Raw genomic sequence first — 12,043 nt, forward strand, 5'->3', positions numbered from 1 at the left:
CGTGACGTCACGCGCCCGCGCCCCCCGCTTCGAGTGCACCGCCTGCGGCCACACGGCCGCCAAGTGGGTCGGCCGCTGCCCGGACTGCGGCGGCTGGGGCACGGTCGAGGAGGCCCCCGACACGTCCCCGGCGCCCGGGCGCAGCGGACGGCCCGGCGTGGCGCCGACGCCCGCGGCGCGCCCGGCCAGCCCGGTCCGCCAGATCGGCCAGGTCGACCTCGAGACCGCGACGGCCCGCCGGACGGGCGTCGGCGAGCTCGACCGCGTGCTCGGCGGCGGCCTCGTGCCCGGGGTGGTCGTGCTGCTCGCGGGCGAGCCGGGGGTGGGCAAGTCGACGCTGCTGCTCGAGGTCGCGGCCCGCCGGGCGCGTGACGGGGCGACGGTGCTGTACGTCACGGGCGAGGAGTCGGCGGGCCAGGTGCGCCTGCGCGCCGAGCGCACCGGCGGCCTCGCGCCGCACCTGTTCCTCTCCGCCACCGGCGATCTCGAGGAGATCGCCGCCCACGTCGAGGCCGTCGACCCCGAGCTGCTGGTGGTCGACTCGGTGCAGACGGTCGGCACCGCGACCGCGGAGGGCTCGCCGGGCGGCGTCTCGCAGGTGCGCACGGTCACGACGGCGCTCGTCGCGCTCGCCAAGCAGCGCGACCTGCCCGTGGTCCTCATCGGGCACGTCACCAAGGACGGCGCGGTGGCCGGCCCCCGCACGCTCGAGCACCTCGTCGACGTGGTGCTCTCCTTCGAGGGCGACCGGCACTCGCCGCTGCGGCTGGTGCGCGGCCTGAAGAACCGCTTCGGCGCCACCGACGAGGTCGGCTGCTTCGAGATGAACGACCGCGGCATCGCCGAGGTCACCGACCCGTCGGGCCTGTTCACCGGCGGTCTGGAGCGCACGGTCGCGGGCCAGGCCGTGACGGTGGCGATGGAGGGGCGTCGCCCGCTGATGGCCGAGGTGCAGGCCCTCGTCGCGACCCGACCGTCGGACACCCCGCCGCGGCGCGTGGTGTCCGACCTCGACAGCGGCCGCGTCGCGAAGATCCTCGCGGTGCTCCAGGAGCGGTGCGGGCTGCGGCTGCACGACAAGGACGTCTTCGTCGCGACGGTCGGCGGCATGAAGCTGCGCGAGCCGTCGGCCGACCTCGCGGTCGCCATCGCGATCGCCTCGGCCTACCACGGCGAGGCGGTGCGCTCGGGACTCGTCGCGATCGGCGAGGTCGGGCTGGGCGGCGAGGTCCGCCGGGTGGTCGCCCTCGAGCGACGCCTCGCCGAGGCCGGCCGGCTGGGCATCAGCCGCGCGATCGTCCCGCCGGGCGAGGTCCGCACCCCGAAGGGCCTGACGGCGGCCCCGGTCGACGACCTCCGCGGCGCGCTGCGGCGCACCACCCTCGAGAAGGACCCGGACCTCAGCCCTCGAGGGTGAACGACACCGGGTCGCTGACGATGCCGTCGAGGCGCGCGAGCAGCTGGTAGGTGCCCGGCGGCACCACCGTCCGCTGTCCCGCGCAGCCCGGCATCGACGTCTTGCCCGACCAGCGCACCGAGAACACGGCCTCCTCGCCGGGCGCGAGGGTGCGGACGTCGTCGGTGTCGCCGGGCGAGCAGTCGTTGCTGCCCCACAGGCCGTCGCCGGGCGTGCGGACCACGGCCACCGCCTGCTTCGCCGCGTCCAGGTCCCGGACGCACGGCGCGCCGCCGGTGTTGGTGACGACGAGGCTCAGGACCGGCTTGCGGCCCGCCGGGTAGCTCGTCGCGTCGGTGCGGGCGGTGATGCGCAGGTCGCCGTCGGCGCACGGGTCGGGCTCGGGCGCGGCGGCGGTCGAGGGCTCGGGCGGCGCGCTGGACGGGGCCGTCGTGCTCGGGGTCGTCGTGGTGGGCGGCACCGTGGTACTCGGCGCCGGTGTGGTCGTCGGCGTCGCGAGCAGCGGGCCCGCGGAGCCCGTCGGCACGCCGGGCGGCAGGAAGCCGCGGAACCCCGTGCCGCCCGGAGGCACGAGCAGTGCGCCGTCGGGCACCGGCGCCGGCGCGAGGCCCGGCCCGTCGCCCGGGGGCACGACGGTGGGCGCGCCGGGCTCGCCGGGCAGCGCCCCGGCGGTCGGGAGCGCGGGCAGGGCGCCGGGCGGGGTGGCGGCCGAGGCGCCGGGCGGTGTGGCGACCGAGGCGCCGGGGAGCGCCGCCTCGATCGGGCCCGGCGCGTCCGTGCCGGAGGCGGCCGCCGCGGCGCTGCCCGCGGGATCCGCCCCGGCCATCGCGGCGGCTCGGGCGCGGGCCTCGACGGTCGCGGGCTCCGGCTCACCGCTCGCGAGGCCGACCGCGGCCCAGACGAACCCGCCGAGCACGAGGGTCACGACGCCGAGCGCGAGGAACCGGCGCCGCCAGTAGACCGACGGCGCGAGCGGTCCGACCGGCTCCCACACGTCACGGAAAGTAGGTTCGCCATCGCGCAGGGCGACCCTCCACCACGCGGTCGCCGGTCCGTTTCACCCGACGGTGGCGACGGCGGGCGCCCCGGGCAGGATCGGCGGTCGATGGGCACCACCACGTCCGCCGCCGGCGCAGCCACCGCCGGCGACACCCCGCTCGCCGACGTCCTCGTCCCCTGGTTCCGCGGGCACGCCCGCGACCTGCCCTGGCGTCGGCCCGGGACGTCGCCGTGGGGCGTGCTCGTGAGCGAGATCATGCTCCAGCAGACGCCGGTGGCGCGGGTCGAGGAGCCGTGGCGCGCGTGGCTCGAGCGCTGGCCGCGGCCCTCGTCGATGGCCGCCGCGCCCGCCGCCGACGTGCTCCGGGCCTGGGGCAGGCTCGGCTACCCGCGCCGGGCGCTGCGCCTGCACGCCGCGGCGCAGGCCATCGCCGCCGACCACGGCGACGTCGTCCCCACCGACGTCGAGACCCTCGAGTCGCTGCCCGGGATCGGCACCTACACCGCCCGCGCGGTCGCGGCGTTCGCCCACGGGCAGCGGGTGCCGGTCGTCGACACCAACGTCCGCCGCGTCGTCGCCCGCGCCGTGCACGGGCGCGCCGAGGCGGGGCCGGCGGCCTCACGGGACCTGGCCGACGTCGAGGCCCTGCTGCCGGGCACCGACCCGGGAGCGAGGGACGCCCTCGCTGCGTCGGACGCAGCGGAGGTGACCTTCGCTGCCCCCCTCGCCGCCCCCCGGGACGAGGACGCGGCGACGATGTCGGCGGCGCTGATGGAGCTCGGCGCGACGGTGTGCGTCGCCCGCGGGCCACGCTGCGGGGGCTGCCCCGTGGTGCACCTGTGCGCCTGGCAGCGGCTGGGGCGCCCGGTGTGGGACGGGCCGGTGCGCAAGGCCCAGACCTGGGCGGGCACCGACCGGCAGGTGCGTGGGCGGCTGCTCGACGTCCTGCGCTCCGCACCCGGCCCGGTCGCCGCCGAGGCGCTCGAGGAGGCGTGGCTCACCGACCCGGCACAGCGCGCCCGGTGCCTCGACTCGCTGCTCGTCGACGGCCTCGTCGAGCAGCTGGCCGACGGTCGTTTCGCGCTGCCGGGTGAGGCGGGCGACGTAGGCTGACGGCCATGGCCGTCGTGAAGATCAACGCCATCCACGTCCCCGAGGGCAGCGGCCCCGAGCTCGAGAAGCGCTTCGCCGCGCACGGCGACAGCATGCTCGACACCCCGGGCTTCCTGGGCTACGAGCTGCTGCGCCCGATCGAGGGTGAGCACCGCTACTTCGTCTACACGCGCTGGGAGTCCGACGAGGCGTTCGAGGCCTGGCGCGGTGGCGGTGCCGCCGAGGCCGCGCACGCCGGGCAGCGCCAGCAGCCCGTCGCGACTGGTGCCGACCTGCTGCAGTTCGAGGTCGCGCTGTCCGTCGGCAAGGGCGGCGGCGAGTCCTGAGCCCCGAGGCTCCGGCCCCGGAGCCGGCCCTCGTCGGCGCCGCGGCGGAGGCGGTGGCCGGGGCCGCGGCCCTGCTCGTCTGCGCCGGGGCGGGGATGGGCGTCGACTCGGGGCTGCCCGACTTCCGCGGGCCCGAGGGCTTCTGGCGCGCCTACCCGCCCTACCGGCGTCTGGGGCTGCGGTTCTCCGAGATCGCCGATCCCGAGCACTTCGACGCCGACCCCGAGCTGGCGTGGGGCTTCTACGGCCACCGCCTGGCCCTCTACCGGCGCACGGTCCCCCATGCCGGGTACGGGGTTCTGCGGCGCTGGGCTTCTCACCGGCCGGCGCGGGTGTTCACGTCGAACGTCGACGGGGCGTTCCAGGCGGCGGGGTTCGCCGACGACCTCGTCACCGAGTGCCACGGCGCCATCGGGATGCTGCAGTGCACCCGGCCCTGCCACGACGGCACCTGGCCCGCCGACGACGTCGACGTCGTCGTCGACGAGGACACGATGCGCGCCCGTCCGCCGCTGCCCGCGTGCCCCCGGTGCGGGCGCGTGGCCCGGCCCAACATCCTCATGTTCGGCGACGGCGCCTGGGTGCCCGGCCACCACGGCGAGAAGGAGGCCGAGCACCGCGCCTGGCTGCGCACGCAGGACGCGTCGCGGCTCGTCGTCCTGGAGCTCGGCGCGGGCACCGCCGTGCCGACCGTCCGCCGGCACGCGGAGCTCGCCTCCGCGGCGTCGGGCGCGCTGGTGCGGATCAACGTCCGCGAGCCGGAGATCCGCCACGGCCGCGGGATCGCCCTCGCCGCCGGCGCCCGCGCGGCCCTCGAGGCGATCGACGCCGCGCTCGCCGGGTGATCGACAGGGAGTTCGCGCGCCTAGAAGCAGCGAACGCCACGTTCGCTGCGAACTAGACCCCGGTGAGCCCCGCCAGCCGCAGCCCGCGGGCGGCGGCGACGCGCTCCGCCTCGTCATCGAGGCGCGCCCGCACGTCCGGGGCGAGTGGCACCACCGGCGCGACCTCGAGCGTCAGCTTCTTCCCCGACGCCCGTGGCCGCCAGGTGCCGACGATCTCCCCGTCCGCCAGCAGCGCCCCCGGGTTGCCGATGATCTTGTACAGGTTCTTGCGCAGCGCCTCGTCGGGCACGAGGAGCGGGCGGTCGCGGGCCTGCAGCATCGGGTCCAGCGGCGGCAGGAACCGCACGACGTCCGGGTCCGGCGCGGCCAGGGCGACGCCGAGGTCGTCGGCGGGCAGCCACGCCGGCCGGCCCTCGACCGACACCTCGGCGAGCCCGGGCAGCGCCGCCTCCCACGCGGGCGCGAACGCCGCGGCCGACGTCCCGACGAAGTCGGCGACCTCGCGCGGCCCGGCGGGTCCCAGCACCCGCAGGTAGTCGAGCACCAGGCGCGCCGCCCGCGCCGGGTCACCCTCGACCGGGCGCCGCCAGCCGGCCGGCGGCGGGGTCAGCAGCAGCGTCCGCGCCGTCGGGTCGAGCCCGACGCCGACCGGGAACGCCGAGAGCCGGAAGAGCTGCTCGTTGACGTGGACGGTGGCGCAGCCGCGGCAGTCGCGCAGCAGGGCGTCGGGCAGGAGCCTCGTCACCGCACCGCTGGCCGCGCCCTTGGTCATCGGCTCGGTGACGACCTCGACCAGGGCGTCCGCCGCCCGGTCGATCGCCTCGCGGGCGGGGATGCCGACCCGGCGCTGCTCGGGCCCGCTCCAGTTCAGCCGCACGGCCGCGTCGGTGTCGTCGAAGGGGCGCGCCGCCGCGGCGATGGCCTGGCGCTCGGCCGGGGGGTGGTGGTGCGGCGCGCCACGGTGGGTCCAACCGTCGACGAGCCCGAGCGCCGCGGGGTCGGGGTTGCCGTCGGACCGGGCGGCGATCGCGAGCCGTGCGGTGGGCCCCGCGTCCTGGATGCCCAGCGAGAACAGGGCCGCCGGCGCCCGGTCGCGGTGCAGCCCCTGCGCGGCGACCCGGTGGGCCAGGACCTGCTCGCGGGTGAGCGTCTCGACCATGCGGTGAGCCTGCCGTACCGCTGCTGACATCTCCGGTCAGGATCCGGGGAAGATGACGTCGTGAGCTCTGTGCGCGCGGTGCCCGTCACCACGGACATGGAAGGGGACGCCCTCTCGGCCGACGACGCCTGGCACGCCGCGCGCCGGGTCGGGTTGCGCGAGCTGCTGCGCGACGCGTTCCTGCGCTTCCGCTACGGCGACGGCTTCAGCCACGCGCGCGCGTTCGCCCTGCAGCTCGCGCTGGCGACGGTCCCGCTGGTCATCGCGGGCAGCGGGCTCGCGTCGGTGGTGGGCGTCGAGTCCGCGGCGCAGGTCGTCGCGCGCACGGTCGTCGCGGTGTCGCCGGGGACCGGCGACCAGCTGCTCGCCGGGATCGTCGCCCGCGGACCGGCCGAGGACCCGCAGAGCGCCGGCGACGACGCCGGCGACCCGCGGGGCGAGGACATCGGCGAGATCGCGGTCGGGCTGGGTCTCGCGACGGCGTTCCTCGCGATGACGAGCGCCGTCGCGCAGCTCGAACGCGGGGTCAACAGGATCTACGGTGTGGAGCGCGACCGGCCGATGATCCGCAAGTACCTGCGCGCCGGCGCACTGACCGTCACGGCGGGCACCGCGCTGAGCGTCGGCATGGTGCTGATCATCGCCGGCGGCCCCTTCGGCGACGCCGTCGAGGAGGTCTACCGCTGGGGTGACGCGGCGGAGACGGTGTTCGACGTCGTGCGCTGGCCGATCGGCCTCGCGGCGCTCGTCGTCGCGGTCACCGTGCTCTTCCGGTTCTCGCCCCGACGCCACCAGCCCGCGCTGAGCTGGCTCGCCCTGGGCGCCGGGCTGACCGTGCTGCTCTGGCTCGTGGCCTCCGGCGCGGTGGCGCTCTACGTCTCCCTCTCGGGCGACTTCAGCGACATCTACGGTCCGCTGGCGGGGATCATGGCGCTCCTGCTGTGGGCGATGGCGACCGGCATCGCGCTCCTGCTCGGCGTGGCCGTGGCGGCGCAGCTCGAGGCGGCGCGGGTCGGGATGGGCAACCCGTTGCTGATCGACGAGAACGACGACGGGGTCCCCGACCGGCTCGAGCCCGACGAGCCCCAGCAACCGGCTGAACCCGCCAGTCCGGACGGGGGACGTGCCTGACAGGACCTGTCAGGCATGGGGTACCACTGACCTGTGCGCGCCAGCCGCCTCCTCTCCGTGCTCCTGCTGTTGCAGAACCGTGGCCGTCTGACGGCGCGGGAGCTCGCCGACGAGCTCGAGGTCTCGATCCGCACGATCTACCGCGACATGGACGCGCTCTCGGCGTCCGGCGTGCCCGTCTACGCCGACCGCGGCCCGGACGGCGGCTACTCGCTGCTGGAGGGCTACCGCACCCGCCTGACCGGCATGACCGCCGAGGAGGCCGACGCCCTCGCGCTGTCGGGGATGCCCGAGGCGGCCGCGGAGCTCGGGCTCGGGCGGGTCCTCGCGGCGGCGCAGCTCAAGGTCCAGGCCGCGCTGCCCGGCGAGCTCTCCGACCGCGCCGGCCGCATCGCCGAGCGCTTCCACCTCGACGCCCCCGGCTGGTTCCGCGAGGCCGACCACGTCCCGACGCTCACCGGCGTCGCCGACGCGGTGTGGAACCAGCGCGTGCTGCGCGTGCGGTATCGGCGCTGGGCGACCGGCGGGCGGGAGCCGGAGGTCGACCGCGAGCTCGAACCGCTCGGACTCGTGCTCAAGGCCGGCACCTGGTACCTGGTCGCCGTGCCGAGCGGGGGCGCCGAGCCGCGCACCTACCGCGTCGCGCGCATCCTCGACCTCGAGACCCTCGACGTCCGCTTCGACCGGCCCGAGGGCTTCGACCTCTGGAAGTACTGGCACCAGCGCACCCGGGAGCTCACCGACGCGCTGTACCAGGCCGAGGCGACCGTGCGGTTCTCGCCGCGGGCCCTCGAGCTGGCTCCGGTGGTCCTCACGCCCCACACCGCCCGCGCGCTGGCCGAGGGCACCTGGCCGGCCGACGCCGACGGCTGGGTCGAGGCGGTGATCCCGATCGAGTCGATCGCCCACGCCCGCCACGAGCTGCTCGCCCTGGGCGCCGACGTCGAGGTGCTCGCCCCCCTGGCCCTGCGCGAGCAGATGGCCGGCGTCGCCCACGCCCTCGCCGGGATGTACGACGGCTGAGGTTTGTCAGCGAAGTGCCGTTGCAGACGTTGAGTGTCCGTATCGGTACTTTGATCACCGGCCCCCGTGGGTCCGGTCGCCGGCGCGGGCGGGCGAACCCGGCACGCCTGCATCCACAACGGTCTCGCCGATCCACAGGTGGAGGTCGGCGGCGTGACTGCGGGACGACGCCCACCGGACCCTCGCGGTCATGCGACGTGGGATGTGGGCCCGGGACATCGAGGCGCTCCGGATCGCCAGCTGGGACGACGTCATCTCCGCGCGGGAGCTCGTCGAGCTCGGGGTGCCCGAGCGCACTGTCTACCGGCGGACGCAGCAGGACGGCCCGTGGACGCTGCTCCTGCCGGGCACGATCATGCTCACCAAGGGGACGCCGACGCCACGTCAGTGGGAGATCGCCGCGCTGGTCTATGCCGGCGACGGCGCGATGCTCACCGGGCTCAGCGGGATGCGCCACCACGGACTGCAGCGCGGCGGAGCCCCGACCTTCGACCACGTCCTGATCACGCTCGACCGGCGGGTGCTGAGCTCGGGACGAGCGACGATCGAGCGGACGATTCGGCTACCGCGACCGGTCGAACGCGACGGACTGCCGGTGGCTCCGCTCCCACGATGCATCGTCGACCACGTCAGGCGGCTGAAGGACCTGGAGGCCATCGCCGCCGTCGTCACCGAGCCCGTCCAGCGCCGCACGCTGACGGTCGAGGCGCTGTGGCGAGAGCTCGAGATCGGTACCCGCAAGGGCACGGCCGCGCCGCGGCGCGTTCTCGAGGCAGCGCGAGAGGGCGTCCTCTCCCCGGCGGAGTTCAGCGCCAGGGCGCTGTGGGAGTCGTTCGACGACCTGCCGGCGATCGAGTGGAACATCGACGTGCTCGACGAGAACGGCCACTTCGTCGCCACCGTCGACGGCCTCGTGCGGGAGCACGGCTTCGTCTGGGAGATCGACTCGGTCGAGCAGCACTTCGCCACCCCGGAGCAGGTGCGAGCGACACTCGAGCGGCAGCGTCGGCTCCGTGGTGTGGGGCTGCACGTCCTCAGCACGCGTCCCACGCAGGCACGGGACGATCCGGATGGGGTGCACGACGACATCCGCGCCGGCCTACGAGTAGCCGCCGCCCTACCCTCGGCGCGGGCGATCTACGGCGTCGGCATCGGCCGCAGCTTCCAGTGATCGAAGTACCGATACGGACACTCAACGTCTGCAACGGCACTTCGCTGACACACCCCGCACACGCCGGAGCCCCGGGCCCCTCGCGAGGGAGGGGACCGGGGCTCCGGTGACGTGCTGCGGGCGGATCACTCCGCCGCGGCGACCTCCGGGGTGTCCGGCACCGGGGTCGGCTTGGCCTCACCGCGGAAGGTGAAGGTGGCCGACTCGGGCGCGGGCCGGGTGACCCCGTTGTCGTCGGTCTCGGGCGTCCAGCCCTCGACGTCGACGAGCACGATCTGGCCGGACTCGACCTCGCCGAAGAGGATCTTCTCGGAGAGCTGGTCCTCGATCTCGCGCTGGATCGTGCGGCGCAGCGGACGGGCGCCGAGCACCGGGTCGAAGCCGCGCTGCGCGAGCAGCTTCTTCGCGGCGTCGGTGAGCTCGATCGACATGTCCTTGTTCTGCAGCTGCTTCTCGGTGCGCCCGATCATCAGGTCGACCATCTGCACGATCTCGTCCTCGCGCAGCTGGTGGAACACGATGATGTCGTCGATGCGGTTGAGGAACTCGGGACGGAAGTGCTTCTTCAGCTCGTCCGTCACCTTGTTCTTCATGCGCTCGTAGTTCGAGCCCGAGTCCTGCCCGGACTGGAACCCGAGGCCGACCGCCTTCGAGATGTCCTGCGTACCGAGGTTCGACGTGAACACGATGACCGTGTTCTTGAAGTCGACGATGCGGCCCTGACCGTCGGTCAGGCGGCCGTCCTCGAGCACCTGCAGCAGCGTGTTGTAGACCTCGGAGTGGGCCTTCTCGATCTCGTCGAAGAGGACCACCGAGAACGGCTTGCGGCGCACCTTCTCGGTGAGCTGGCCGCCCTCCTCGTACCCGACGTACCCGGGGGGCGCGCCGAAGAGCCGCGAGGCGGTGTAGCGATCGTGGAACTCGCCCATGTCGATCTGGACGAGCGCGTCGTCGTCGCCGAAGAGGAACTCCGCGAGCGCCTTGGTGAGCTCGGTCTTCCCGACACCCGAGGGGCCGGCGAAGATGAACGAGCCCGACGGACGCTTCGGGTCCTTGAGGCCGGCGCGGGTGCGTCGCATGGACTGCGACACGGCCTTGACCGCGTCCTCCTGCCCGATGATGCGCTTGTGGAGCTCGTCCTCCATGCGCAGCAGGCGGGTGGTCTCCTCCTCGGTGAGCTTGAACACCGGGATGCCGGTCCAGTTGGCCAGCACCTCGGCGATCTGCTCGTCGTCGACCTCCGCGACGACGTCGAGGTCACCGGACTTCCACTGCTTCTCGCGCTCGGTCTTCTGCCCGATGAGGTTCTTCTCCTCGTCGCGCAGGCGCGCCGCCTTCTCGAAGTCCTGCGCGTCGATCGCGGACTCCTTCTCGCGACGGACGTCGGCGATCTTCTCGTCGAACTCGCGCAGGTCCGGCGGCGCGGTCATGCGGCGGATGCGCATGCGGGCGCCGGCCTCGTCGATGAGGTCGATGGCCTTGTCCGGCAGGAAGCGGTCGTTGATGTAGCGGTCGGCCAGGGTGGCCGCCGCGACCAGCGCCGGGTCGGTGATCGAGACGCGGTGGTGCGCCTCGTAGCGGTCGCGCAGCCCCTTGAGGATCTCGATGGAGTGCGCCACCGAGGGCTCCCCCACCTGGATCGGCTGGAAGCGGCGCTCGAGCGCGGCGTCCTTCTCGACGTGCTTGCGGTACTCGTCGAGCGTGGTGGCGCCGATGGTCTGCAGCTCGCCGCGGGCCAGCATCGGCTTGAGGATCGACGCGGCGTCGATCGCGCCCTCGGCGGCACCCGCGCCGACGAGCGTGTGGAGCTCGTCGATGAACAGGATGATGTCGCCGCGGGTGCGGATCTCCTTGAGGACCTTCTTGAGGCGCTCCTCGAAGTCACCGCGGTAGCGCGAGCCCGCCACGAGCGACCCGAGGTCGAGCGTGTAGAGCTGCTTGTCCTTCAGCGTCTCGGGGACCTCGCCCTTGACGATGGCTTGGCCGAGGCCCTCGACGACGGCGGTCTTGCCGACGCCGGGCTCGCCGATGAGGACCGGGTTGTTCTTGGTCCTCCGGGAGAGGACCTGCATGACCCGCTCGATCTCCTTCTCCCGGCCGATGACCGGGTCCAGCTTGCCCTCGCGGGCCGACTGGGTGAGGTTGCGACCGAACTGGTCGAGCACCAGGGACGACGACGGGGTGCCCTCGCCGCGCTGGCTGCCGGACTCCGCGGGCTCCTTGCCCTGGTAGCCCGAGAGCAGCTGCAGCACCTGCTGGCGCACACGGTTGAGGTCCGCGCCGAGCTTGACGAGCACCTGGGCGGCGACGCCCTCGCCCTCGCGGATGAGCCCGAGCAGGATGTGCTCGGTGCCGATGTAGTTGTGCCCGAGCTGCAGCGCCTCGCGCAGCGACAGCTCCAGCACCTTCTTGGCGCGCGGGGTGAACGGGATGTGGCCGCTCGGCGCCTGCTGGCCCTGGCCGATGATCTCCTCGACCTGCTGGCGCACGCCCTCGAGGGCGATGCCCAGGGACTCCAGCGCCTTGGCGGCGACGCCCTCGCCCTCGTGGATCAGCCCGAGCAGGATGTGCTCGGTGCCGATGTAGTTGTGGTTGAGCATCCGGGCCTCTTCTTGGGCCAGGACGACCACCCGCCTCGCGCGGTCGGTGAACCTCTCGAACATCTGTCACTCCTGACTGCTGCGCCGGCGGTCCTCCACCGATTGTCCCCGAAGGAACGCCACGGTGGCCCCTTGGCTGGTGCCCGATGACGGATCGGGACCCCCACGGTGCCCGAACTGCCCTTGCACCGTAAGGCCATCGTAGTCGTCGCGCGTGACGTCACGGGACGGTGACGGTTGCACCACCGTGACGGCGGA

At 74.3% G+C, this 12,043-nt stretch carries 10 protein-coding genes; 7 read left to right on the top strand and 3 right to left on the bottom strand.

Going from position 1 to position 12,043, the window contains the following annotated elements; all coding sequences use genetic code 11:
• Position 1 precedes the first annotated feature (1 nt).
• Positions 2 to 1,417: a DNA repair protein RadA gene (gene radA / locus ACYX4T_RS15070; protein ID WP_476010111.1), complete on the top strand. Its 1,416-nt coding sequence runs from the start codon at positions 2 to 4 to the stop codon at positions 1,415 to 1,417.
• Here the strand turns inward: radA and ACYX4T_RS15075 are convergent.
• On the bottom strand, positions 1,401 to 2,411 hold the full coding sequence (locus tag ACYX4T_RS15075; RefSeq protein WP_476010112.1) for a DUF4232 domain-containing protein: 1,011 nt from the start codon (positions 2,409 to 2,411) through the stop codon (positions 1,401 to 1,403). The genes radA and ACYX4T_RS15075 overlap by 17 nt on opposite strands.
• Positions 2,412 to 2,522: 111 nt before the next feature.
• On the opposite strand from ACYX4T_RS15075, the gene ACYX4T_RS15080 reads away from it, so the two are divergent.
• From ACYX4T_RS15080 to ACYX4T_RS15090, 3 genes are all read left to right on the top strand, one after another.
• On the top strand, positions 2,523 to 3,530 hold the full coding sequence (locus ACYX4T_RS15080) for an HhH-GPD family protein (protein WP_476010113.1): 1,008 nt from the start codon (positions 2,523 to 2,525) through the stop codon (positions 3,528 to 3,530).
• A gap of 5 nt (positions 3,531 to 3,535) precedes the next feature.
• Positions 3,536 to 3,856, top strand: a complete 321-nt coding sequence (locus tag ACYX4T_RS15085) for an antibiotic biosynthesis monooxygenase family protein (protein WP_274201910.1) — start codon at positions 3,536 to 3,538, stop codon at positions 3,854 to 3,856.
• A 95-nt stretch (positions 3,857 to 3,951) separates the two neighbouring features.
• Positions 3,952 to 4,701 (top strand): SIR2 family NAD-dependent protein deacylase, encoded by a 750-nt coding sequence (locus ACYX4T_RS15090; RefSeq protein ID WP_476015283.1) that lies wholly within the window; start codon positions 3,952 to 3,954, stop codon positions 4,699 to 4,701.
• A gap of 52 nt (positions 4,702 to 4,753) precedes the next feature.
• On the opposite strand, the gene ACYX4T_RS15095 is transcribed toward ACYX4T_RS15090, so the two are convergent.
• Positions 4,754 to 5,860, bottom strand: coding sequence for a DNA glycosylase AlkZ-like family protein (locus tag ACYX4T_RS15095; protein WP_476010114.1), 1,107 nt, complete (start codon positions 5,858 to 5,860; stop codon positions 4,754 to 4,756).
• Between the two features lie 60 nt (positions 5,861 to 5,920).
• On the opposite strand from ACYX4T_RS15095, the gene ACYX4T_RS15100 reads away from it, so the two are divergent.
• From ACYX4T_RS15100 to ACYX4T_RS15110, 3 genes are all read left to right on the top strand, one after another.
• Positions 5,921 to 6,991 (top strand): YihY/virulence factor BrkB family protein, encoded by a 1,071-nt coding sequence (locus tag ACYX4T_RS15100; RefSeq protein ID WP_476010115.1) that lies wholly within the window; start codon positions 5,921 to 5,923, stop codon positions 6,989 to 6,991.
• Positions 6,992 to 7,024: 33 nt separating this feature from the next.
• On the top strand, positions 7,025 to 8,014 hold the full coding sequence (locus ACYX4T_RS15105; RefSeq protein ID WP_476010116.1) for a helix-turn-helix transcriptional regulator: 990 nt from the start codon (positions 7,025 to 7,027) through the stop codon (positions 8,012 to 8,014).
• A 190-nt stretch (positions 8,015 to 8,204) separates the two neighbouring features.
• Entirely contained in the window at positions 8,205 to 9,185 is a 981-nt protein-coding gene (locus ACYX4T_RS15110; RefSeq protein WP_476010117.1) for a hypothetical protein, read from the top strand.
• 125 nt (positions 9,186 to 9,310) lie between these two features.
• Here ACYX4T_RS15110 and ACYX4T_RS15115 read toward each other — a convergent pair whose 3' ends face one another.
• Positions 9,311 to 11,848 carry an ATP-dependent Clp protease ATP-binding subunit gene (locus tag ACYX4T_RS15115; protein WP_476010118.1) on the bottom strand — a complete coding sequence of 846 codons (2,538 nt, stop codon included), beginning with the start codon at positions 11,846 to 11,848 and terminating at the stop codon, positions 9,311 to 9,313.
• Positions 11,849 to 12,043: the final 195 nt, after the last annotated feature.

This window comes from Actinomycetospora sp. ABD4_176 (assembly GCF_056311855.1).